At 69.5% G+C, this 22,412-nt stretch carries 19 protein-coding genes, 3 tRNA genes and 1 pseudogene; 20 read left to right on the top strand and 3 right to left on the bottom strand.

What is annotated here, in order from left to right; genetic code table 11:
• Positions 1-85: 85 nt before the first annotated feature.
• The 4 genes from DWB68_RS00110 to DWB68_RS00100 all read left to right on the top strand — a co-directional run bounded on the left by DWB68_RS00110 (position 86) and on the right by DWB68_RS00100 (position 3,539).
• Positions 86-167: transfer RNA gene (locus DWB68_RS00110), tRNA-Tyr, on the top strand.
• A 179-nt stretch (positions 168-346) separates the two neighbouring features.
• Positions 347-481 carry a hypothetical protein gene (locus DWB68_RS16905; RefSeq protein WP_267896903.1) on the top strand — a complete coding sequence of 45 codons (135 nt, stop codon included), beginning with the start codon at positions 347-349 and terminating at the stop codon, positions 479-481.
• Positions 482-675: 194 nt separating this feature from the next.
• Complete coding sequence (locus DWB68_RS00105) at positions 676-1,842, top strand: RtcB family protein (RefSeq protein ID WP_119423107.1); 1,167 nt, start codon at positions 676-678, stop codon at positions 1,840-1,842.
• A gap of 326 nt (positions 1,843-2,168) precedes the next feature.
• Positions 2,169-3,539 (top strand): NAD(P)/FAD-dependent oxidoreductase, encoded by a 1,371-nt coding sequence (locus DWB68_RS00100; RefSeq protein WP_119423106.1) that lies wholly within the window; start codon positions 2,169-2,171, stop codon positions 3,537-3,539.
• Between the two features lie 85 nt (positions 3,540-3,624).
• Here the strand turns inward: DWB68_RS00100 and DWB68_RS00095 are convergent, their stop codons facing one another.
• Positions 3,625-5,283: a thiamine pyrophosphate-binding protein gene (locus DWB68_RS00095; protein ID WP_119423105.1), complete on the bottom strand. Its 1,659-nt coding sequence runs from the start codon at positions 5,281-5,283 to the stop codon at positions 3,625-3,627.
• Positions 5,284-5,528: 245 nt separating this feature from the next.
• On the opposite strand from DWB68_RS00095, the gene DWB68_RS00090 reads away from it, so the two are divergent.
• The 3 genes and pseudogenes from DWB68_RS00090 to DWB68_RS16500 all read left to right on the top strand — a co-directional run bounded on the left by DWB68_RS00090 (position 5,529) and on the right by DWB68_RS16500 (position 8,563).
• Positions 5,529-5,927 (top strand): thioredoxin family protein, encoded by a 399-nt coding sequence (locus DWB68_RS00090; protein WP_119423104.1) that lies wholly within the window; start codon positions 5,529-5,531, stop codon positions 5,925-5,927.
• Between the two features lie 37 nt (positions 5,928-5,964).
• Positions 5,965-7,701, top strand: a complete 1,737-nt coding sequence (locus DWB68_RS00085) for an AMP-binding protein (protein ID WP_119423103.1) — start codon at positions 5,965-5,967, stop codon at positions 7,699-7,701.
• Positions 7,702-7,747: 46 nt separating this feature from the next.
• Positions 7,748-8,563: pseudogene (locus DWB68_RS16500) on the top strand (sulfite exporter TauE/SafE family protein).
• A 15-nt stretch (positions 8,564-8,578) separates the two neighbouring features.
• Here the strand turns inward: DWB68_RS16500 and DWB68_RS00070 are convergent.
• Positions 8,579-9,667 (bottom strand): DNA-3-methyladenine glycosylase family protein, encoded by a 1,089-nt coding sequence (locus DWB68_RS00070; RefSeq protein WP_233548520.1) that lies wholly within the window; start codon positions 9,665-9,667, stop codon positions 8,579-8,581.
• A gap of 125 nt (positions 9,668-9,792) precedes the next feature.
• Here DWB68_RS00070 and DWB68_RS00065 point away from each other — a divergent pair, with 125 nt between their 5' ends.
• The 3 genes from DWB68_RS00065 (at position 9,793) to DWB68_RS00055 (ending at position 13,872) form a co-directional block, all read left to right on the top strand.
• Positions 9,793-11,196 (top strand): pyridoxal-phosphate dependent enzyme, encoded by a 1,404-nt coding sequence (locus tag DWB68_RS00065; protein ID WP_119423253.1) that lies wholly within the window; start codon positions 9,793-9,795, stop codon positions 11,194-11,196.
• Positions 11,197-11,260: 64 nt separating this feature from the next.
• Positions 11,261-12,421 (top strand): cystathionine gamma-synthase, encoded by a 1,161-nt coding sequence (locus DWB68_RS00060; RefSeq protein WP_119423099.1) that lies wholly within the window; start codon positions 11,261-11,263, stop codon positions 12,419-12,421.
• Between the two features lie 65 nt (positions 12,422-12,486).
• Positions 12,487-13,872, top strand: coding sequence for a hypothetical protein (locus DWB68_RS00055; protein WP_119423098.1), 1,386 nt, complete (start codon positions 12,487-12,489; stop codon positions 13,870-13,872).
• Positions 13,873-13,900: 28 nt separating this feature from the next.
• Here the strand turns inward: DWB68_RS00055 and DWB68_RS00050 are convergent, their stop codons facing one another.
• Positions 13,901-14,326, bottom strand: coding sequence for a hypothetical protein (locus tag DWB68_RS00050; RefSeq protein WP_119423097.1), 426 nt, complete (start codon positions 14,324-14,326; stop codon positions 13,901-13,903).
• Positions 14,327-14,474: 148 nt separating this feature from the next.
• On the opposite strand from DWB68_RS00050, the gene DWB68_RS00045 reads away from it, so the two are divergent.
• The 10 genes from DWB68_RS00045 (at position 14,475) to DWB68_RS17215 (ending at position 22,050) form a co-directional block, all read left to right on the top strand.
• Positions 14,475-15,305 (top strand): hypothetical protein, encoded by an 831-nt coding sequence (locus DWB68_RS00045; protein ID WP_119423096.1) that lies wholly within the window; start codon positions 14,475-14,477, stop codon positions 15,303-15,305.
• A gap of 320 nt (positions 15,306-15,625) precedes the next feature.
• Positions 15,626-17,770, top strand: a complete 2,145-nt coding sequence (locus DWB68_RS00040) for a DEAD/DEAH box helicase (RefSeq protein WP_456152209.1) — start codon at positions 15,626-15,628, stop codon at positions 17,768-17,770.
• Positions 17,771-17,833: 63 nt separating this feature from the next.
• Positions 17,834-17,905: transfer RNA gene (locus DWB68_RS00035), tRNA-Thr, on the top strand.
• A gap of 59 nt (positions 17,906-17,964) precedes the next feature.
• Positions 17,965-18,038: transfer RNA gene (locus tag DWB68_RS00030), tRNA-Met, on the top strand.
• Between the two features lie 149 nt (positions 18,039-18,187).
• The gene (locus tag DWB68_RS00025; RefSeq protein WP_158588152.1) at positions 18,188-19,456 is read left to right on the top strand and encodes a tyrosine-type recombinase/integrase; all 1,269 of its coding nucleotides are present in this window, start codon (positions 18,188-18,190) and stop codon (positions 19,454-19,456) included.
• 50 nt (positions 19,457-19,506) lie between these two features.
• On the top strand, positions 19,507-19,842 hold the full coding sequence (locus tag DWB68_RS00020) for a hypothetical protein (protein WP_119423093.1): 336 nt from the start codon (positions 19,507-19,509) through the stop codon (positions 19,840-19,842).
• 132 nt (positions 19,843-19,974) lie between these two features.
• Positions 19,975-20,622, top strand: a complete 648-nt coding sequence (locus tag DWB68_RS15890; protein ID WP_147391531.1) for a hypothetical protein — start codon at positions 19,975-19,977, stop codon at positions 20,620-20,622.
• A 35-nt stretch (positions 20,623-20,657) separates the two neighbouring features.
• A complete protein-coding gene (locus DWB68_RS00010) occupies positions 20,658-20,981 on the top strand; it encodes a hypothetical protein (protein ID WP_147391530.1) in 324 nt (107 codons plus the stop codon).
• A gap of 330 nt (positions 20,982-21,311) precedes the next feature.
• Positions 21,312-21,515: a hypothetical protein gene (locus DWB68_RS17220; protein WP_407645621.1), complete on the top strand. Its 204-nt coding sequence runs from the start codon at positions 21,312-21,314 to the stop codon at positions 21,513-21,515.
• Complete coding sequence (locus DWB68_RS17215; RefSeq protein ID WP_407645620.1) at positions 21,487-22,050, top strand: GNAT family N-acetyltransferase; 564 nt, start codon at positions 21,487-21,489, stop codon at positions 22,048-22,050. Before DWB68_RS17220 ends, DWB68_RS17215 begins: the two co-directional genes overlap by 29 nt.
• Positions 22,051-22,412 lie beyond the last annotated feature (362 nt).

Raw genomic sequence — 22,412 nt, 5'->3', positions numbered from 1 at the left:
TGGGATCACCCCGATTTCGCACTCACGCGCGAGTGCCTGTATAGTGGTGTGTCGTCGCCGGAACGGGTTTCCGGAGGCCACCTGCGGCAGATTACCCGAGCGGCCAAAGGGGGCTGACTGTAAATCAGCTGGTTCTGCCTACGGGGGTTCGAATCCCTCATCTGCCACGCAGAAAGAACTTCGCCGGAGTCCTGAATCGGACTCCGGCGAAGTCGTTTTTGTCCGGTGTCCTGTTTTCTAGGCGCCGGCGGACGGCCCCTCAACCTTGACAGTTGCCTGTCGAGACGGGCAGGCTGTCCCTCACGCCCCGCAGCGGGGCGACCATCGATTGATCAAGGACATCACCGTGCAGCGCACCAGCTTTGCGAAGAATCCGGGCTTCAAGCCGGCTTCCTTCGGGCTGCCCGCCGCCGTCCGCGAGCTGGCAGAACCCCTGAACTTCCAGGGTTCCCAGCATCGATCGATGGGTCACCAGAGCTGAGTCTTGGCGCCGCATGGCGCCGATCTTCGGCCCCGGAACCCACACGGTCCGGGGCTTCTTCCTTTCCCGCTCACCGCGCATCGCGCGCAGCGGGATGCGCGAGGGAGGACCGTCTCGGATCCCACCTCACCCCAGCAAACAACGCCGTCCGGCCGGCGACGTTGAGCAGCAGGGCGCACACCAAGGAAAGAACAATGGAAAGGATCAACCGCCGGCTCATGAATTGGGCTTCCATCCTGGATGAGAAGACCAAGGAGCAGGCGATAGCGACTTCGTCGCTGCCGTTCATCTACCCGCACCTGGCCCTCATGCCCGACGCCCACCTGGGCAAGGGCGCCACGGTCGGTTCGGTCATTCCCACGCTGGGGACCATCATTCCCGCGGCCGTGGGCGTGGATATCGGCTGCGGCATGATCGCCGTGAAGACACAGTTCAACGCGAGCGAGCTGCCCGAGGATCGGCGCAGCGTGCGCGAGGCCATCGAGCGGGCCATTCCGCTCTCGGCCGGCGCCTACAACAAGAAGATCGTGGCCACCGCGGTTCCCCGCATCGAGGAACTGGCGCAGCGGGCCGAGCGGGCCGGATTCGATCCGGCCTCGTATGCCGGGAACTGGACGCACCAGCTCGGCACGCTCGGCTCCGGCAACCACTTCATCGAGGTCTCCCTCGACGAGGAGGATGCAGTGTGGCTCTTCCTGCACTCGGGTTCGCGCGGTGTGGGCAACAAGATCGCCCAGCACCACATCAAGGTGGCGGCCGCCCTGGCCAAGCGCTGGTGGATCGAGCTGCCCGACCCGGATCTGGCCTACCTCGTCGAGGGAACCGACGAGTTCAACGCCTACATCCGGGAGCTGCGCTGGGCGCAGCACTTCGCGCTGCTGAACCGCGAGGAAATGATGGACCGCGTCATCCGGCAGGTGGGGGAGTGGGTCGGCACGCCCGTGCGTGAGCTCGAGCGAATCAACTGCCACCACAACTTCACCGAGTCGGAGCAGCACTTCGGCAAGCGGGTCTGGGTCTCCAGGAAGGGCGCCATCAAGGCGGCCCCGGGCGACGACGGGCTCATCCCGGGTTCCATGGGCACCGCGTCCTACGTGGTGCGCGGCCTCGGCAACCCGGTGTCGCTGAACTCCTCGCCGCACGGCGCGGGGCGCGAGTACTCGCGCTCGGCGGCGCGGCGGACCTTCAGCCTCGAGCAGCTGCGCGAGGCGATGGTCGGCATCGAGTACCGCGACACCGACGCCTTCATCGACGAGATCCCGGCCGCGTACAAGCCGATCGATCAGGTCATGGAGGACGCCGCCGACCTCGTCGAGATCCGGCACACGCTGCGTCAGATCGTCAACGTGAAGGGCGACTGAGTCGGCGGGAGGGGACGCCCCCGCCCGCCGGCTCGGTCGGCGGGCGCGGGGCGCCTTGGTGCCCACGCGCCCCTCGCTGCCGCCCGCTCGCGCCTTCCCTCTCCCCCAGCCCCTGGATCGGAGTGCGAAATGTCGTGAAATCGGGGAATTTCACGACATTTCGCACTCCGATCGGGGCAGGAGAGGGGGGCGACCGGCGGGGGACGACGGGCGGGGGACGGCGGTGCCGGGGGAGGACGGCCCAAGGGGCGCCGACTTCTTGCGCCGCGCTGTCGACCGACCATACGGTTGGTCGTGACGCAGCTCACCCCCGGAAGGACCCCTCGATGATCAACGGCCACGTCTCCCATTGGTGGGAGCAGATCGGTGCACCCACGCCCCGCGAGCCGTTGCACGGCGATACCCAGGTGGACGTCGCCATCGTCGGAGCCGGCTACACGGGCCTCTGGACTGCCTACTACCTGAAGCGGGAACAGCCGGATCTGCGCATCGCGATCATCGAGCAGCGTCACGCGGGTTACGGGGCCTCGGGCCGCAACGGCGGCTGGCTCACCAACTCCATCACGGGCGGGCGCGAGCAGTATGTGACGACCCACGGCCGGGCCGCCGCCGAGCGCTTCCAGGCCGCCATGAACGCCACGGTGGACGAGGTGATCGCCGTTGCGGCGGCCGAGGGGATCGACGCCGACCTCAAGAAGGGCGGCGAGTTCAACGTCGCCTACACGCCGGCGCAGGCCCAGCGCCTGCGTGCCTTTGTCGAGGCGGAGGCGCAGTGGCGCCACGCCGACGTCGAGCTGCTCGAGGCCGCCGCGGCGACCGAGCAGATCAACGTGGAGGGCACCCTGGCAGCGGCCTGGCACCCGCACGCGGCCCGGATTCAGCCGGCCAAGCTCGTCTCCGGGCTGGCCGCCGCGGTGGAGCGCCGCGGCGTGGAGATCTACGAGGGAACCCGCGCGCTCTCGCTCGAACCGGGGCGCGTCGTCACGGACCGCGCCACCGTGAGCGCCGAGTTTGTCGTCCGCGCCACGGAGGGCTTCACGGAGAATCTGAAGGGCCTGCACCGCGCCTGGCTCCCCATGAATTCCTCGCTCATCGCTACCGAGCCGCTCCCGGTGAGCGTGTGGGAGCAGATCGGCTGGGACCGCGGCCAGGTGCTCGGCGACTTCGCGCACGTGTACATGTACGCGCAGCGCACGGCCGATGATCGCATCGCGATCGGCGGGCGCGGGGTGCCGTACAAGTACGGCTCGCGCACCGATCTGGACGGACAGACCCCCCAGCGCACGGTGGACACGCTCACCGAGATCCTCCACCGCTTCTTCCCGTCCACGCACGGCGCCGCGATCGAGCACGCGTGGTCCGGTGTCCTCGGCGTCCCGCGCGATTGGGCCGCCACGGTGGGCCTGGACCGGGGCACGGGGATGGCCTGGGCCGGCGGTTATGTCGGCACGGGCGTCACGACCACCAACCTGGCCGGGCGCACGCTCACCGACCTCATCCTCGGCCGCGACACCGAGCTGGCCGGCCTGCCGTGGGTCAACCATCGCGTGCGAAAGTGGGAGATCGAGCCGCTGCGCTGGATCGCCACGCACGGCCTCTACGCGGCCTACGGCCACGCGGACCGTGCCGAGGCGGCCGGCGCCACCAAGACCTCGCGCATCGCCGCGCTCGCGAACAAGGTCGCCGGGCGCTCCTGAGCCGGCCCGCGCCCAGCGGACGACGACGCCGCGGTGGCGCCCCAGCGTGGGGCGCCACCGCGGCGTCGTTCTTCGGTCTGCCCGGTCAGCGGTTCTGTTCGATGACCTCGTACTGGTGCGGGGCGATGACGGCCCCGGAGATCCGCAGATCCAGCGTGAGGAACGGGCGCGTGGCCGGGTCCTCCTCGCGCCACGCGGCAAGCGCGGAGAGATCCTCGAGGCGGTTGATCACCACGCCGCGGCCGCCGAAGGACTCGGTGAGGGCGGCGAAGTCCACCTGCTCGATGAGCATGGGGGAGCGCTCGAGTCCCAGCACGCCGTAGAGGTTCACCTCGGCGCCGTAGGCCGCGTCGTTCCAGATCACCGCGAGGCCGCGCCCGCCGCAATGGCGCACCGCGGTCTCGAGGTCGGCGAGGGCCATGAGCCCGCCGCCGTCGCCGGAGGTCAGCACCACGGTCGACTCGGGGCGCGCATCCGCGGCGCCCGGCATGGACGGGAAGCCCGTGCCGATGGTCTGGTAGGCCGTGCCGACCATGAGCATGCGGTCGGGGCGGGCCACGGGCCAGTACATGTTGGCCCAGCCGAGGAAGTGTCCGCCGTCGGAGACCACCACGCGCTCCCGCGGCAACAGCGGCGCCAGCGCCGCGGCCGCGGCGCGCGGGTCCAGCCGGCCGTCCTCCGCGAACTCCGCCGGGACCTCGCGCTCGCGCAGCGCCGCGAAGTCCTGCGCCTCGCGCCACCCCGTGCCCGCGCCGTCGAGCCCCTTGGCCTTGAGCCGCGCCACCAGCTCGGAGGCGACCCACGCTGCGTCGCCGCGCAGATACGTGCCCACGTGGGCGTGCGTGGCGGTGGGCTCGGTGTCCACCTGGATGACGCGGGTGCCGGGAGCGAAGAGGGCGCCGAAGCGCATCGTGAACTGGTTCAGGCCCGCGCCGAAGACCACGGCGACGTCTGCCTCGCGGACCAGATCCATCGCGGCGGGCGCGCCGAAGCCGCCGGCCACGCCCAGGTCAAACTCCCCCTGCGGGAAGAGCCCGCGGCCCAGCGCCGAGGTGGCGGTGACGGCGTGCGTGAGCGCGGCCAGCTCGCCGAGCGCCTCGCCCGCTCCGGAGAGCCAGGCGCCGCGCCCGGCCAGGAGGAAGGGGCGCTCGGCGCCGGCGAGGGCCTCGGCCACGGAGGCCAGGGTCGCCTCGGCGAACTCGCCGGCCGGGACGACGGGCGGTGCCGGGCGCGTGGGCGCCGTGGCGGGGACCGGGCCGGCCTCGAGGCGCGCGACGTCGTAGGGGATGGCCAGGACGGTCGGCACGTTGAAGCGCAGCGCGTGCTCCACGGCGATGGACGTCGTGGCGGCGGCATCGGTCAGGCCCACCGTGTAGGTGCGGGCGCCCACGGCGGAGGCCATGGCGATCTGGTCGACGTCCCACGGGCGCGGGCCGGACGTGGGCTCGTCGCCCACCACGAGCACGAGCGGCACATGCGCCTGCACCGCCTCGGCGAGCGCCGTCATGGTGTTGGTGAAGCCGGCGCCGTAGGTCGTGGTCGCGGCGGCGAGCCCGCCACCGGCGCGGAAGTGGGCGTCGGCCGCGAACACGGCGCCGGCCTCGTGGCGCACCGGCACGTAGCTCGCGTCGGTGCTGCGCACCAGGGCGTCGAGGAAGTAGGCGTTGCCGTTGCCCATGACGCCGTAGACGTGCTTGAGGTGGGAGGCAAGGGTCGCGGCCACGTGGGCGGAAACGGTGGGCATGGGGGTCCAATCGCGAGATCAAGGGAATGAGAAGGATTCCGTATGTGTCTCGCGAGACCGGCCCGGCGCGAACGCTTCCGGACTAGCTGGTGCCCCTTTTTCGGGCCCTGGCGGGCCAGAGGGGCCCGCTTACGACCCCTTGATCCTAGGGGACGACGGCGCGCGGCCGCATCCGGGGCGACCTCACGGGCCGCCGCGCCTCCGGAGGCATCGCCCGCGCGGCCGCGCACGGCTAGGGTGTGCTCATGGCAACCATCGATGTGACCGAGAGCACCTTCGGCGAGGTGATCGAATCCAACCCGATCGTCTTCGTCGACTTCTGGGCGGCATGGTGTGGGCCGTGCCGCGGGTTCGCGCCCGTCTACGAGGCGGTCTCCGCGGACCACCCCGATGCGGTGTTCGCCAAGGTGGACACGGAGGCCGAGCAGGCGCTCGCCGCGGCCGCCAACATCACCTCCATCCCCACGCTCATGGCCTTCCGCGACAAGGTGCTGGTTTACTCCGAGCCGGGCGCCCTCAGTCGCACCGACTTCGCCGATCTCGTGGAGGCCGTCAAGGCCATCGACATGAAGGACGTGCACGCCCGCATCGCCGCGGAGGAACAGGCGCGCAAGGGCGTGCAGCCGCCGGGCGCCGAGGCCTGACGCAAGCGACACGGGGCACCACACACGGGGAGAGCCAATGAGCACTGGCGCGCTGCAGGAGTCGTACACCGCGGGGGTCGAGGAGCTCGAGCTCCCCGCGAGAGGGATCGGCGAGCACTTTGCCGCTGTGGCCGCCGTGCACGGGGACCGGCCGGCCGTGATCGAGGCGTCCACGGGCCGCGCGCTCAGCTACGCGCAGCTCCTGGCGCAGGCCCGCCGGACGGCGAGAGGGCTCCTGGCCGCCGGGCTGCGCCCCGGGGAGCGGGTGGGGATCTACTCGCCCAATTGCGCCGAATGGACCGTGCTCCAGTACGGTGCGGTCCTGGCCGGGCTGGTCCTCGTCAACCTCAACCCGGCGTACCGCGCCCACGAGCTCGCCTACGTGCTCAAGCAATGCTCCATGAGTGCCCTCGTGGTGGCGCCGCCGGACGCGCGGAGCGACGCCCCGGCCCTCGCCAGGCGCGTCGCCGAAGAGACGCCCGCCCTGCGCACCCTCGTGGTTCTGCCCGCTCCTGGCGAGATCGGGGAGGACTCCTACCCGCACGCCGAGTCCGGCACCCATCTGCTCGTGACCCCGGACGGGCGCCGCGCGCTGAGCGAACTGACGTGGACCGAGCTCCTGGGCGGTGCCGACGCCGTGAGCGAGGACGAGCTGGAGGCCAGGGTGGGTCCCGCCGATCCCGACGCGCCCATCAACCTGCAGTACACCTCCGGAACGACCGGCTTCCCCAAGGGCGTGACGCTCACGCACCGCAATCTCCTGGGCAACGGCTTCCACATCGGCGAGCTGTTGCACTACACCCCGCGGGACGCGGTGGTGCTTCCCGTCCCGCTCTTCCACTGTTTTGGCATGGTGATCGGCAACCTCGCGGCGCTCAGCCATGGAGCGGCCACCATCCTTCCCTCGCGCGGCTTTGACCCGCGGGCCACGCTCGAGGCCGTCCAGGCGCACGGCGCCACGAGCCTGTACGGCGTGCCCACGATGTTCATCGTCGAGCTCAACCTTCCAGACGTCGCCGAGTTTGACCTTTCCACCCTGCGCACGGGAGTCATGGCCGGATCGCCGTGCCCCGAGGAGATCATGCGCCGCGTCATCACCCAGATGCACATGTCCGAGGTGGCCATTTGCTACGGCATGACGGAGACGAGCCCCGTCTCCACCATGACTCGCATCGGCGACTCCCTGGAGCAACAGACGCAGACCGTGGGTCGGACCATGCCACTGCTTGAGTCCAAGATCGTGGATCCGGGCACGGGCCGGACGCTGCCCCGCGGTGCCGCGGGGGAGCTGTGCACGCGCGGTTATGCCGTCATGGCGGGGTATTGGGGGCAACCCGAGCAGACGGCCGCCGCGATCGACGCCGAGGGATGGATGCACACGGGCGACCTTGCGAGCATGCGCGAGGACGGCTACGTCTCCATCGAGGGCCGCATCAAGGACCTGATCATCGGCGGCGGCGAGAACATCTCGCCCCGCGAGGTCGAGGAGTTTCTCTACACGCACCCGTTGATCCAGGACGTGCAGGTCATCGGGGTCCCGGATGACCGCCTGGGCGAGGAGGTCATGGCCTGCGTGGTGCTCATGGAGGGTGTCGAGGAGTTGAGCATCGAGGAACTGCGCCAGTTTTCCGCCGGCCGGATCGCCCATTACAAGATTCCTCGGTACCTGCGCGTGCTGCCGGCCTTCCCCATGACGGTTTCAGGCAAGGTGCGCAAGGTGGAATTGCGCGAGGAAGCGGCCGCGGCCTTGGCCGCTGGGCGCGAGCCCTCCTGAACCGCCCGCCGCCGAGAGCCGCGCGCTCCAGGCGAGGCCCGACGTCGTGCCGTCATCTCGCGTGCCGGGCCGCGCCGTGGGCGCGGGGCTGGGGCAGGATGATGGAGTGATCTCGTTCGCCTCCACTGCCTTCCTGACCGTGGCGGGCGTCGTGGCCGGCACCATCGGTGCCGCCGGCGGCATCACCTCCCTCGTGGCGTACCCGGCCCTGCTGGCCGTGGGCCTGCCGCCCGTCGCGGCCAACGTCACCAACTCGGCGGCGTTGCTCGGCTCGGGCTTCGGCTCGAGCCTGCGCGCCGGGCGCGATCTGCGTGGGCACTCCGGCACCCTCAAGAAGTGGCTGCCCATCACGGTGGGCTTCTCGCTCGTGGGCGCGGCCGCCCTGCTCCTCACGCCGGGCGAGGTGTTCGAGAAGATCGTTCCGTGACTCGTGGTGATCGGCTCGCTCGCGCTCCTGCTGCAGCCGCGGCTGCGCGGGGCCATGGAGCGGCGCGGGAAGAGCCTGCCCACGGCGCTCGTGCTGACCATCGGCGCGCTCGTGGCCGTCTACAACGGCTACTTCGGGGCCGGTTCGGGGATCCTCATGATCGCCGTCCTCATGCTCACCTCCGAGCCCTCGCTCGTGCGGGCCAACGCCATCAAAAACGTGGTGCTGGTGACCGCCGACATTCTTCCGGCGATCCTCTTTGCCCTGAGCGCCCATCTGGTGTGGTGGGCCATGTGGCCGCTGCTCGTTGGCTCGTGGATCGGCGGGCTGATCGGCCCGTCCGTGGCCAGGGTGGTGAACCCGAACGTACTGCGCGTGGCGATCGCGGTCTGCGGCTTCGTCCTGGCCGCCGCCCTGCTGCTCGGCTGGATGTAGCCGCGCGGACGGCGCTCAGTGGCCCCGGTGATCCTGCGGGGCCAGGCGCGGCCCAAAGCTGGGGTTCTTGGCCCCGGAGGCCTGCAGCAGGCGCACCACGCGTTGGCGGTGCCCGGCGAAGGGCGCGAGCAGCGCCTCCATGCCTGCGTCGTCGGCGCGGCGTCCCATGAGCGCCTGCCCCACGAAGTGCGCCACATGGAAGTCGCCGAAGGAGACGTGATCGGGGGCCCCGTGCGTGCGCTGCAGCGTCTCGGCCGCGCTCCACACCCCCACCCCGGGCAGGGAACGCAGGGCGATGTCCAGCCGGGCCAGCTCGGCGGCGGCCGCGGCCGCTGGCACCTGGGCCTCGAGCCGGGCCAGGGCGGAGGCGCGCTCGGCCGCCCGGACGATCGTGGTGCGGCGCTGCGCGTCCACCCGCGCCTGGTGCCATTCCCACGAGGGGATGCGACGCCATTGCTCGGGTGTGGGGGGGAGCATGAGCCGGGCCTCGCGCCCGGCCGCCGTGGTGGTGGCCGGGGCCGGGCCGGGCGCGGCCTCTCCGAAGCGCGTGACGAGCCGGGCCCAGGCGTAGTGCGCCTCGATCCCGGTCACGCGCTGCTCCAGGATGATGGCGGTCAGGGTGTCGAAGAGCGAGCCACCGGAGGGCAAGCGCAGCCCCGGGCGCACGCGGCGGGTGGCCGCGACGGTGTCGGGGAGCCGGGCCGCAAAGGCCGGGGCGTCGAAGCCGGACCAATCGTCGAGCGCGCCGAGCCAGGCCGGCACTCCGGCCGCCGCCTCGCGCGCGCCGGGCCCCCAGGCCTCGATGCGGACGCGATCGCCGCGCGCCGGATCCAGGATCGTTCCGCGCGTGGTGCCGCCGGAACGGCGATCGAGCGGCGAGGCCTCCTGGGTTGCGGGGCGGCGCGCGCGGCGCCAGCCCAGCCTGACGAGCGCCGGGCCGGAGGCCAGGCGCACGGCCCGCCACACGCCGTCGGGCACCAACCGCAGCGTGGGATCCCTGGGCCCGTGGCGCAGCGGTGCGAGCGTGGCGGCTGGATCCAGCACGGCGGGCGGGACAAACTCCGCGCTGGCATCGGGCGCCCCGGCCCCCTGAAACTCGCTCACGCCCCCATGCTCCCACCGCGGGCCGACGCCGCGCTCACCCCGGTCGTCGTCGCCGGCGCAAGGCAGGTGAAGTCATGTGTCCGCCGGTAGGGCTTTTGTGACGAAGGATCGGTAGTTTCGTGGACATGCGTTACGCCCGTTCCGTCGTCGAGCTCATCGGCAACACCCCCTTGGTCCGCCTGCACTCCGTCACCGAGGGCATCGGCGCGACCGTGCTCGCCAAGGTCGAGTACCTCAACCCGGGCGGGTCCATCAAGGACCGCATCGCCCTGCGCATGGTGGAGCGCGCGGAGGCCTCGGGCGAGCTGGCCCCGGGCGGCACGATCGTGGAACCCACGAGCGGCAACACGGGCGTGGGCCTCGCCCTGGTCGGGGCGCTCAAGGGCTACCGCACCGTGTTTGTCACGCCGGACAAGGTGGGCGAGGAGAAGCGCGCCGTGCTGCGCGCTTACGGCGCCGAGGTGGTCGTGACGCCCACCGCCGTGGCCCCCGATTCCCCGGAGTCTTACTACGGCGTCTCCGACGCGATCGTGGCCCGCACCCCCGGCGCGCACAAGCCGGACCAGTTCTCCAACCTCGCCGCCCCCGAGTCCCACGAGGCGAGCACGGGCCCGGAGATCTGGGAGGACACCGACGGCCTCGTCACCCACGTGGTGATCGGGGCCGGCACGGGCGGCACCATCACGGGCACGGGCCGCTATCTCAAGGCCGTCTCGGCCGATCGTGCCTCGGGCCCCGTGACGGTGGTCGCCGCCGATCCCGCCGGTTCGGTCTACTCCGGAGGCACTGGCCGCCCCTACTTCACCGAGGGCGTCGGCGAGGACATGTGGCCGGGCAACTACGACCCTTCGGTCCCCGACCTCGTGGAACCCGTCACCGACGCCGAGTCCTTCGAGATGACGCGCCGCCTGGCGCGCGAGGAGGGCTTGCTCGTGGGCGGTTCCTCCGGCATGGCCGTGGTCGCCGCGCTGCGCGTGGCGCGCACGCTGCCCGACGACGCGGTGGTGGTCGTGATCTTGCCCGACTCCGGGCGCGGCTACCTCGGCAAGATCTTCGACGAGTCCTGGATGCGGGAGCACGGCTTCGCGCTCGAGCCCGGCCAGGCGCCCGACGCCGCCGGGACCGTGGGCGGTGCCCTCGCCTCCGCGCACGGGCCGCAGGGGGCGCGGCGCGCCCTGGGCGAGGAGCTCACCGTCTCCGCCGCGCTCGCGGCGCTGCAGGAGTCCGGCGCCCCGGCCCTCCCCGTGCTGGCCGCCGGCGCCCCGTGGCCCGCCCGCGAGGGCGAGGTGCGCGGCTCCGTCTCCGTGGCCGGCCTGGCCCAGGCGCTCGCCGCGGGCCTCGTGACGGGGGAGACCGCCCTCTCCCGCGTCCTCGAGGAGCCGCTGCCCACGCTCGGCGCGCGCCAGGACGCCGCCGCGCTCTTCGCCGCCTGCGCCTCCGCCGCGGCCGTCGCCATCCTGCTGGACGGCGAGCTCGTGGACGTGGCCACGGCCACCGATCTGGCGCGCCGCGGCGCCGTCGTCCGCTGAGCCACGGCCCCCTCCACTCCCGCATCTCCGTCCACCGCACGACCCCGCAAGACAAGGACCTCTCATGACCGCCCAGAACACCCCCGGCTTCTCCACCCGCGCCGTGCACGCCGGCTCGGCGCCGGAGGAGCTCACGGGAGCCGTCATCCCGCCGCTCTACCTCTCCACGACCTACCACCCGCACAAGATCGGCGAGCTGCGCGGCGGCTACGACTACTCGCGCGGCACCAACCCCACGCGCGACGCCCTGCAGGAGCAGCTCGCCGCGCTCGAGGGCGGGCGCTTCGGCATCTCCTACGCCTCGGGCCTGGGCGCCGAGGACGCGATCCTGCGCGGCCTGCTCTCCGCCGGCGACCACGTGGTGATGGGCAACGACGTCTACGGCGGCACCTTCCGCCTGATCTCCCGCATCCACGGCGCGGCCGGAATCGGTCACACGCCCGTGGACCTGACGGACCTCGACGCCGTGCGCGGTGCGCTCTCCGCCACGGGCGCCCGCCTGCTCTGGGTCGAGACGCCGTCCAACCCCATGATGAAGATCGCCGACATCGAGGCCCTCGTGGCGCTGGCGCACGAACACGGCGCCCTCGCGGTGGTGGACAACACCTTCGCCTCGCCGTACCTGCAGCAGCCCCTGGCCCTCGGCGCCGATGTGGTGGTGCACTCCACGACCAAGTACCTGGGCGGGCACTCCGACGTGGTGGGCGGCGCCGTGATCACGAACGATGAGGAGATCGCCGACAAGGTGCGCTTCATCCAGTTCGCGGCCGGCAACCAGTCCTCGCCCTTCGACGCCTACCTGACGATGCGCGGCGCCAAGACCCTCGGCGTGCGCATGGATCGTCACTGCGACAACGCCGAGGCCGTGGCACAGTGGCTGCTCGGCCGCCCGGAGGTCTCCCACGTCCTCTACCCGGGCCTGCCGGATCACCCGGGCCACGAGGTCGCCGCGCGCCAGATGAAGCGCTTCGGCGGCATGGTGTCGGTGCGCCTGAAGGGCGGCGAGGCCGCGGCCCGCACGGTCGCCGAGTCCACGCGCCTCTTCACCCTCGCCGAGTCCCTCGGCGGTATCGAGTCGCTCATGAACTACCCCTCCGAGATGACCCACGCCTCGGTCAAGGGCACCGAGCTGGCCGTCCCCGTCGACCTGCTGCGCCTCTCCGTGGGCATCGAGGACGTCGAGGACCTGCTCGCCGATCTGGAGCAGGCCTTCGCCCAGCTCTGAGATACCTCACGCGAGGGGCGCCCGGGCCTGGCCCAGGCGCCCCTCGCGTTTGTACGCTGTGCCGCGTGAACACACAGCACGACGGCGCGGGGGCGGGTCCGGGGGACGGCGGCGCCGACGCGGACCCGGGTCCGGGGGACGGCTACCTACGGCTCGTGGCGGAGGAGTGGCCGTGGGCGGAGCCCTCGGGGCGCGGCGAGGCCGATGCCCGGGCGGTGCTGGGCGCCAAGACCCTGGCCGAGGCGCTCGCCTGGTCGCTCGAGCTGCGCACGAGCACGGGCCTGCGGGACCGGCAGGCCGGCGCCCGCGTGGCGCAGCGGGCCGCCGACGAATCGGGGCTCACGGTCATGGACGACGCCGGCACCTGGCACTGGCCAGGGGGCGAGGCCGTGCGGGTGAGGCACGACGCCGTGCGTTTCCTCGGCGAGTACGGGGACCAGCTCCCTTGGTGGGGCCTGTACAACTGGCCGGACAACGACGCGGATCCGCTGGAGGCCCACGAACTGCGCACGCTCGGCGCGAGCGAGGAACTCATCGCGGCCGGGCGGGCCTGGACCGCGCGCTGGGACGCCTGGGCCACGTCCGGCTGGGACGAGACCCGGCCCTGGCCGGGCGGGGAGGCCGCGCACGCCGCGGAAGGCGAGGCGCTGGAGGCCGAGGCCGCGGAGCTCGTGGAGCGGACCGTCCGCGAGTGCCCCCGGCTCTGGGTGCTGGATCAGGAGCAGCAGTGGCACGGCGGCGTCCTCGCGCTCGGGGGCGACTGGGAGCCAGGTGGTCCGTACAAACACGACGGCTGGGAGCCAGCTGCCGGCCCCACCTTGGTGCTCTACAGCGTGGGCGGCGGCCCGTGGGGGCTGCGGGGAAGAGGGGCCCGCGTGAACCGGCTGCCGGCCGGGGTGGCCGTTCCGGCCCAGGCAGCCGCGGCGGGGGAGGCGTGGCTCGCGGCGCATGGCGCCTGGGAGGACGAGAGCCTGCGGCTCGATCTCGAAGCGGTGGAGCGCGGGGACGCCGAGGCGCTCGCGGCGGCGGAGCGACTCAAGGCGCTCGCCGAGGCCGCGTGGCGGCTCGCCTGGAAGGCCCTCGGGGCCATGAGCGAGGCCGTCGGTCGGGGCTCGGGGATCACGGTGCAGGACGTGAGCGGCCGCACGGGAGGCCCCGCGACGCCACCCGATCCGGTGCTCGCGGCGCTGCCCGAGTATCTGCGGGAACGCGAGCTGCGGGAGCGCGCGGCCCGCGAGCGCGAGGCGCCGTTCACCGCGGCGATCCTGGCCACCGCCGCCGGGGCTCGGCGCGCCTCGACGGCGGAGGACACGTACTCTTCGGCCTCCTACGAGCGGCTCGCGCCGGGGCAGGAGGTGCCGTGGAGCGCCGTCGCGCCACTGCCCCGGGAGGCCTTCGATCCCCTGGGACGCAGCGAGGGCGAGATCGCCGACGACGAGACGTGGCGCTGAGCCGCGCGATCGGTGGTGTGCCCCGCGGCTACCGGCGGTGCTTCAGCGCCGCGCGTTTGGCCCGCTCGTCGTCCCGGCGGGCCCTGACCTGCTCCTTGAAGAACGCGCGCGTGTCCGGCAGGTAGAGCAGGACCACGCCGATGAGGAGCACTGCACCGACCACGAGGAGGCGGCCGCCCTTGAAGAGGGCGGGGAGGCCGGCGATAAGACCGAGCGTGCTGAGCGTCAGCCGGCCCGCGAGATGACCGAGGCCGAGCCGCAGGGTGCCCCAGCCGAGCACGAGGGCCAGCGCCGTGAGGACGGCCGCGAGGCCCGCGGCGAGCGGTGCGGGCAGGCCTGCGAGTTCCTCGGCCCCGAGCCAGGCGGCGACGGCGGCGACGGCCACGACGGCAGCGGCGGCGCCCCACCACCAGACGGCAAGGGTGAGGCTGCGGGGGCGTGGCGAGGCGGGCATGGATCCAGCGTATCGGCGCGCCCGCGCAACATATATCCGGGGACGTGACAAAAGCCGTGCCCAAGCCCTAGCATCGCTCCATGACGGCGTCAGAACGCCGTCATATCTTTCACTCGCCGGGTTGTTGCCCGGGTTTTTAGGGGGACTCATGCTGAAGAAGATCCTGCGCGGGGCCGGTGCCCTCGCGCTCTCCGGCGGTCTGATCGCCAGTGGTGCCGCGCTCGCCGCGCCGGCCCAGGCCGTCGTGGCCGCGCCCGCCGCGACGCCGGTCTACATCGCCAAGCCGATCACGGTGTCCAAGGTCGAAACCGACGGCAACTTCTACAAGGGCGGCGTGATCCCCGTCAGCTCCAAGGGTTGCAAGACGAACTCCTTCTACCTGAAGACCGTCTACAACAACGCGACGTACGTGCCGAACTTCCGCTACTCGGCGGACATCTACCGCAATGGCAAGAAGGTCAAGACCGTGACCTTCAAGAACAACACCGGCATCCACTACCAGGCGTTCTGCCCCAAGGTGAAGATCGCCCGCTACGGCACCTTCCAGCTCAAGAACATCAAGGTCGCGGGCTCGTACTGGGTGAAGGACTCGGCCGGTAACTGGATGCGCGACAGCAGCGGCCGAATCGTCACCAAGTCGTTCAGCTACGGCATTGGCAAGGACTCCAGCAAGTTCGCCTACAAGGGCGCCGTGGACGGCTCCCTGTACGGCAAGAAGCCCGCGGGCAGCTCCAAGCGCACCTTCACCGCCAAGCTCACGTTCTTCAGCGACAAGTACCAGAAGTGGGTCAAGTACAACCCCTCGGGCGCCAAGCTGCAGGTGAAGTCCGGCGGCAAGTGGAAGAGCATCAAGTCGCTCAAGTTCAAGAAGGGCAAGGCCGTGTACTCGCTGCGCGCCTCCTCCAAGAAGACGTACCGCCTCTACGTGCCGGCCAAGAGTTACGCGCTCGGCGGCGCCACCAGCGGCTTCAAGCTCTGAGCTAGCCGTCGGCGTTGCCCAGGCGATGCCGCTCCCGACGCCCGCCTCACCGCCCTCGGTGAGGCGGGCGTCGTCGTGCGCTGAAGGCAGCGAAGGGAGAGATGCCTCACCTCGTGAGGCACCCGCCCCCGATCACCGCTAGACTGGGGGAGCCGATATCCGGCTTTCCCCTCGTGTCCCACCGTCGGTGGGTGTTTGGTGTGCCGCGCGAGTGATGCGCGATGAGTCGTGGAGGGACAGGGCCGGTCACGAGCCGTCCGTTGCCCGGAGGTCTCCCACGAGGACCGTCCGTGCTCTCCTCACGTCCCCACAGGAGCACCATCGTGTCCAACGAAGACACCACCCCCGAAACCGTGGAAGAGACCACCGTCGAGGTCGACGAGCCCACGGGCCCGACCTTCGCCGACCTGGGCATCGACGCCCGCGTCCTCGCTGCCGTCAACGACCTCGGCTACGAGCGCCCCTCGCCGATCCAGGCCGAGACCATCCCGCTGCTGCTCGACGGCCGCGACGTCGTGGGCCTGGCCCAGACCGGCACCGGCAAGACCGCCGCGTTTGCCGTGCCCGCGCTCTCCAAGATCGCCGAGCTCAACGACGTCAACGGCAAGCCCAAGACCCCGCAGGTCCTGGTCCTCGCCCCGACCCGCGAGCTCGCGCTGCAGGTGGCCGAGGCCTTCGGCTCCTACTCCAAGTACATCGACGACCTGGACATCCTGCCGATCTACGGCGGCTCGCCGTACGGCCCGCAGCTCTCCGCGCTGCGCCGCGGCGTCCAGGTGGTCGTGGGCACCCCCGGCCGCGTCATCGATCACCTCGATCGCGGCGCCCTCGACCTCTCCGGCCTGCAGTACATGGTCCTCGACGAGGCCGACGAGATGCTACGCATGGGCTTCGCCGAGGAGGTGGACCACATCCTCGAGTCCACCCCCGCCGACAAGCAGGTGGCCCTGTTCTCCGCCACCATGCCGCGCCAGATCCGCCGCATCGCCGATCAGTACCTGAACAACCCCGCGCAGGTCACGGTCGACGCCGCCTCCACGCCCGGCCAGAACATCACGCAGCGCTACGTGCAGGTCATGCACTCGCACAAGCTCGACGTCATGGCCCGCATCCTCGAGACCGAGGAGCACGACGGCGTCATCGCGTTCGTTCGCACCAAGATGGCCGCCGAAGAGGTCGCCTCCAAGCTCAAGGCCCGCGGCTTCCGCGCCGTCGCCATCCACGGCGACATCGCCCAGCAGCAGCGCGAGCGCACCGTCGAGTCCCTGCGCTCCGGCCAGATCGACATCCTCGTGGCCACCGACGTTGCGGCCCGCGGCCTCGACGTGGAGCGCATCTCCCACGTCTTCAACTACGACGTGCCGCACGACACCGAGTCCTATGTGCACCGCATCGGCCGCACGGGCCGCGCCGGCCGCAAGGGCGACGCCGTCCTCTTCATCACGCCGCGCGAGCGCTTCCTGCTCAAGCACATCGAGAAGGCCACCGGCGGCGCCGTCGTCGAGGTCCCGATCCCGTCCGTGGACACCGTGAACTCCTCCCGCCTGGGCCGCCTGGCCGCCAAGGTCGGCAAGGTCATGAACACCCAGGACCTCACGCCCTACCGCGAGCTCGTCACCGACCTGCTCTCCGCCGGCGATGTGGATCCCGTCGAGATGGCCGCCGCGTTCGCGCACCTGGCCCAGGGCGGCCGCCCGCTGCTGACCGAGGAGCTCCCGGAGCCGCCGGCCAAGCAGGCCCGCGCCGGCAAGCGCACCCGCGACGCCTTCGGCTCGCGCGGCCCGAGCAAGCCGCTTGCTCCGGGCAACGCCACCTACCGCATCTCCGTCGGCCACCGCCAGCGCGTGCTGCCCGGCTCCATCGTCGGCGCGCTCGCCAACGAGGGTGGCCTGCACTCCGGCGACATCGGCTCGATCGACATCCGCTCGGATCACTCCCTGATCGAGCTGCCGGCGAACCTGCCCGAGGCCACCAAGGCCAAGCTGGCGGAGACCCGCATCGGTGGTCGCCTGATCAACCTGGAGATCGACAACGGCCGCCGCCCCAACTCGGAGCGTGGCGACGACGAGGATCGCGGCGATCGCCGTCCCCCGCGCCGTTCCTTCGACCGCGACGATCGCAAGCGCGATGACCGCCGCGACCGCTTCCAGGAGCGCGGCGACCGCCGCGAGGACCGCAAGGGCGGCTACGAGCGTCGCGATGACCGCGGCGACCGTGGCGGCTACCAGGGCCGCAACGAGCGTTCCGGCGGCGACCGCGGCGGCTACCAGCGCCGTGACGATCGCCGCGATGACCGCAAGAGTGGCTATGGCCGTGACGAGGATCGCAATTCGCGTCGTTCGTTTGACAACGATCGCTCCGGCTTTGGTGGCGGCAGCAAGGGCGGTTTCCGCGGCGGCCGCGATCAGCGCAATGACGGGGATTTCCGCGCCAACCGCGCGGACCGCAAGCCCCGTCATAAGTGATCTGAGGTCGGGGTCACCCCGATTTCACGTTAGCGCCGATGAGCTGGTAAGCTTATCTGCGTTGCCCCCCTAGCTCAGTGGTAGAGCGCAGTCTTGGTAAGACTGAGGTCACGGGATCGATTCCCGTGGGGGGCTCTGAATGGAGAGCCGCTCCGAGCCGCATTATGCGGAGCGGAGCGGCTCACTTCATTCGTGGCGGTGTAGCTCAGCTGGTTAGAGCGCACGACTCATAATCGTGAGGTCCCGGGATCGAGTCCCGGCACCGCTACTAGGATGAGGCCCGAGATCGTTGAGATCTCGGGCCTCTTTCGTTGTCCGGTCGAGGCATGTTGGCGAAGACGGCCATTTTGTTGGCGAAGGAGACACAGGGCGACGATCCGAGAGCGAGCCCTCAGCGGCGGTGGGAAGTCCTACACCGTGCGATGGCGTGAGCCCGGCGGAGAGCAAAAGTCGCGAACCTACCGCAACAAGCCGGACAAGGCCCAGGAGCTCAAGGACTTCCTCGACGCAAACGGCAACACCTTCGCTCTCGCCCACCGCGCCAAGCTCAAAAAGAACTCCACGGCCATGACAGTCTCCGAGTGCGTCAACGCCCACATCGACACGCTTCGCCACCCCAAGGAGACGATCAGCGATTACCGCGGCTTCGTCCGCAACCACATGGACACGCACACCATCGGCGGCATGCCAATCGACATGCTCACCAGGCAGCAGGTCATCGATTGGGTGGATGGGCTGCGTGCCGTCCAGAGGGCCAACAAGGCCACAGGTGCGCCTCTGGCACACAAGTCCAAGAAGAACATCCACGCTCTCCTATCGTCCGCTCTCGCGGGCGCCGTGAGTGCAGGCAAGATCCCGGAGAACGTCGCCTTCAAGGTGCTCGACAAGGAAGACACGGACAAGCGCGAACCCGTCTATCTTTCGCCAGCAGACCTGCAGCTGCTAATCGCCGAGGTCGACTCGCGCTACCGGCTCTTCCTTCAGCTCCTCGCTGACACCGGCCTGCGCTACAACGAAGCCGCGGCTCTGCGCCCACGGGACATGGACGTGCAGAGCCTCATCGTTGATGGTGCTCCCCAGGACCGCGTGGTGATCCATGTGTCCCGGGCGTTCAAGCGAGACGGCCGCGTTGGCGGTCCGAAAACCCAAGAATCCAAGCGCACAGTCGCGTGCGGGGCCTCGTTGACCAAGGAACTGCTCGAGGCGATGGACGGCCTCGAGCCCTGGGACCTCGTGTTCAAACGCCATACGGACGGCGAGGCCCTCGACAATCCGTGGTTCCACAAGAACGCCTGGCAGCCGCTCATGGTTCGGATTGCGGGGCCGGGTAAGCCCCTTCCCAGGGCGCCGTGGATCCACGAGATCCGCCACGCTCATTGCACTCACCTGCTGCAAGCAGGCGTGCCCGTCCATGTCGTGCAGAAGAGGCTGGGGCACGAGGACCCGCAAACCACGCTTCGGGTCTACTCCCGGCTCGCGAAGGGTGACGACGTGGCCGCGGCTGACACCCTCGAGGCGGCGCGCACCGCGCTGGCTGAGACGGGCCCTGAGCAGGCGCAAGCAGACGGGGGAGCGGTGACCGACGCGCTCGCGGCGCTCGAGGGCCTGGCCAAGCTGCACGGCCTCGGCGTACTGACTGACGCAGAGTTCGAAGCCAAGAAGGCCGACCTGCTCGCCAGGATCTGATCGCCACGTGATTGAATCTGACCATCGCTCTGCCACCTTGAAGGAGACCCATGAACCCCCTGCTGCAGTTCACCTCGCACGTCGGCGGCAAGAACGCCGTCGTGTCCGTGTTCCCCGACCGCATCGAGTGGTCCAAGAAGGGCTCCAAGATCGCCCACGCCACGAAGGCCACCGCATCCCTGGGCATCTCTCTCCTTGCCGGCAAGAAGGAGGAGTCGGAGATGGTGCCGATGAAGGCGATCTCCCACGTGGCCACGAAGCGTGACGGGCTGATGAACTCGAAGGTCGTGCTCTCAACGGCCGGCGGCGCCCTAGAGTTCCGTGTGTCCCACGCCGAGGCCAAGCAGGTGCAGCAGGTCGTCCAGCAGGCCATGTTGGCGGTCTGATGCGCTTGCCGATGTAGTCCAATGCCACTGGTTGCAGCGCAACCTGTTGCGGCGAGACGTCGGTCACCTGTAACACGGGGACACCCGTGCTTTGATGGGCGGACTGCACAACTGCGACTTGGAGACCATCAAATGATTAAGAAGATTGCCCCGCTCCTCACCGCCGTTCTACTGCTCGGAGGATTGGCGACGGCGGCACCGGCACAGGCCAGTCAGCCAACGAAGGGGCTGGCCGGGACGACGAGCACAATCGACGCGCAATCAACTTCCTCGGTTGAAGATAGTGCGGACTGGGAAGCGATCTTTCCTGACGGAAGCCGGTACCTCTCCACGACTGGGTACGTGCCCAAGCCAGGGACGATTGAGCCGCGGCTGTTGAACTTCTTTGATTGGGCTTCCTGCAAGAACCCCAATGATCCGAATCACGTAATTACGTCCTGGGGATCCAAGTACCACGGGAACATTGCGCTCGAGTGCGGTAGCGCGACCTCGAGTGGATACAACCACATCAAGTCTCGCCACGAGAAGGAGTGGGCCGATCTCATCAAGCGCTTCGGTGGGGGGTCGTCCTGGGACGACTTCATGGCCTACGTGAGCAAGAGCTCTCTCAGCTCACCTTCCGCCATCTACGGCGCAGGCTTCGGGAAAACGTGCTACACCACCCCGGTCAACATGATCAATCACAAGAATGGCGACAAGGTCACCCTCAAGCCCACCGTCGTGATCTCCACAAACAACAAGCGAGTTATCACGTCGTACCCGGGTGGAGGCTGCCGGTGACGAAGCATGAAATAGCACCGCGGACCCTCAGGCTGATGGCTGAGTACGCAGGAGCAGGCAGCATCCCTCTCTGGTGGGTCGACGACCCTGAGAAGCCATCGATCGACGACTTCGCACTGTCGAATGGACTGATCGATCGCCTCAAAACCTGGCAGGGAATCTTCGACGAGAACTACGACCCCGATCAAGGTTGGAGCGGTGAACAGGTCCTCGCCGCGCATTACCGTGAGGCGCAGGAGCTGCTGGAGCAACTCCGACGCGAGCTTCCGGAGATCCCAGTGCGACTCGACTACTGGCAAGTGTGTGTCAAGGGTGTGGATCGCTCACACGAAAGCACGGAGCCGCCCCAGCCTCGATGAGGTTGGCACGGTTCATCGCGCCTGAGGTTGGTGCGTGACAGGCGCTGGACACTGCTGTCGTTTCGCACGTGTGGGCGTGTGATCGTGTACGCGTTTGCGATCGTGGCGCCGTTTTCCTCTTGAAAATGTGGCGCTGTCCCCAAATTTTTTCCTGTGATCTCGTGTGATCTGTGCGTCCTGGCTTATTGAAAAAAGTGGACACCGTGTAAGTTGGGAGAAGTACACGCAAGTACCAGACGGCACTGGCGGGTATCAGAGAGTACCGCTGAGAGTGGCGGACGAGCGATGGGCCGGCTCAAGGACAGGCCCGATGGAGGAGGAGTCGTAGCGATGTCAGCAGCCACCAAGGCCAAGACCAGCGTTGCAGCCCGTCCTGCCGCATTCACCCGACTGGAAGCAAGCCACGGGTTCACTGCCGCGCAGCACGAGGAAGCTTTGGACACGTTCAAGTCCATTGATGCTCGGATGACTAGCGCTCAGGTGCGTCGCGCCACGGACTACATCCGTGACCTGCGTCGTGCTCGACTGGCATGAGCTGAGCAGGGAGCACATCCAGGATCTGGCTGGCTTTACCTGCGCAGATCCAGAGAAGCCGCCGCGCTACGAACTCGGAGTCGGTAAGCGGCCTCACCCATATCCCCATGAACTTGCGGTGCAGAACTACGTACGCGGCTGCTCCCCTCGGGGAACGGATCTGGAACGGACTGTGCAGCTCGGCTATGACGGCGCTAAGCTCGCTGCCTTTGTCGAGCTTGCCATCCAGCGTGACCTCGACGCCCCCAGGGGGCGCCAGGATGGACAGTTGCTCATCACTTGTCTCGCCGTAGATGTGGAATTTCGCGGAAAGGGCAAGGGAGACGAGGCAGTTCTTTGTGGCGTGATGAAGGCTGTAGAACTCGGCGCCATGCATGAGGCTGTAATGCTTGACGAGGACTTGCCTGTACCGGTGTGGGCTCAGATTAGGAAGCAGAATCTCCCGAGCCAGCGGCTGTTTCGCCGTCACGGGTTCGCCCCTCTCTGGGACCATCCGACTGATCCTGATTGTCAGGAATGGGTTCTTGTGCCCTGAAACGACGAAAGCGCCCCACCCGGTGAAGGGTGGGGCGCTTCTTGTTTTCGCGTCTGGCGGGGTGAACGACCCTGAAGTTAGAAGATGTGCCCCCAAAGATGCAACACATCTTGTACTGGCTCGTCACCGCTCCCGCGTCCTGCCTTGCAGGTAAATACAAGACCGGTGAATCAAGGGGGAGCGCCCTGAACCCCCTAGTCCAGGGCGCTCCACGCAGCCTTGGGGAGGCTGCGCTGTGCGACGCTTCTTGGGGGGGGGGGGGAACCGCCGCGGGACACACGCACGTGACGGCGCTCACTGAAATTCCTCGGTTCTGCTCATCGAAATTCCCCACTCTGGGTCGCTCCGCCGCATGAGGCGGG

The sequence above is a fragment of the Galactobacter valiniphilus genome (assembly GCF_003575975.1).
Lineage (GTDB): Bacteria > Actinomycetota > Actinomycetes > Actinomycetales > Micrococcaceae > Galactobacter > Galactobacter valiniphilus.
The sequence above is the reverse complement of the archived record's forward strand: the minus strand, read 5'-3'. Positions and strand labels throughout refer to the sequence as shown.

What these genes read in the sequence shown, in the direction of transcription:
- DWB68_RS15890 (WP_147391531.1), top strand. Translation starts at nt 19,975, where the DNA reads ATGATTAAGAAGATTGCCCCGCTCCTCACCGCCGTTCTACTGCTCGGA.
- DWB68_RS00060 (WP_119423099.1), top strand. Translation starts at nt 11,261, where the DNA reads ATGACCGCCCAGAACACCCCCGGCTTCTCCACCCGCGCCGTGCACGCC.
- DWB68_RS00050 (WP_119423097.1), bottom strand. Translation starts at nt 14,326, where the DNA reads ATGCCCGCCTCGCCACGCCCCCGCAGCCTCACCCTTGCCGTCTGGTGG.
- DWB68_RS00100 (WP_119423106.1), top strand. Translation starts at nt 2,169, where the DNA reads ATGATCAACGGCCACGTCTCCCATTGGTGGGAGCAGATCGGTGCACCC.
- DWB68_RS00065 (WP_119423253.1), top strand. Translation starts at nt 9,793, where the DNA reads ATGCGTTACGCCCGTTCCGTCGTCGAGCTCATCGGCAACACCCCCTTG.
- DWB68_RS00010 (WP_147391530.1), top strand. Translation starts at nt 20,658, where the DNA reads ATGGCTGAGTACGCAGGAGCAGGCAGCATCCCTCTCTGGTGGGTCGAC.
- DWB68_RS00090 (WP_119423104.1), top strand. Translation starts at nt 5,529, where the DNA reads ATGGCAACCATCGATGTGACCGAGAGCACCTTCGGCGAGGTGATCGAA.
- DWB68_RS00045 (WP_119423096.1), top strand. Translation starts at nt 14,475, where the DNA reads ATGCTGAAGAAGATCCTGCGCGGGGCCGGTGCCCTCGCGCTCTCCGGC.
- DWB68_RS00095 (WP_119423105.1), bottom strand. Translation starts at nt 5,283, where the DNA reads ATGCCCACCGTTTCCGCCCACGTGGCCGCGACCCTTGCCTCCCACCTC.
- DWB68_RS17220 (WP_407645621.1), top strand. Translation starts at nt 21,312, where the DNA reads ATGTCAGCAGCCACCAAGGCCAAGACCAGCGTTGCAGCCCGTCCTGCC.
- DWB68_RS00020 (WP_119423093.1), top strand. Translation starts at nt 19,507, where the DNA reads ATGAACCCCCTGCTGCAGTTCACCTCGCACGTCGGCGGCAAGAACGCC.
- DWB68_RS00085 (WP_119423103.1), top strand. Translation starts at nt 5,965, where the DNA reads ATGAGCACTGGCGCGCTGCAGGAGTCGTACACCGCGGGGGTCGAGGAG.
- DWB68_RS00105 (WP_119423107.1), top strand. Translation starts at nt 676, where the DNA reads ATGGAAAGGATCAACCGCCGGCTCATGAATTGGGCTTCCATCCTGGAT.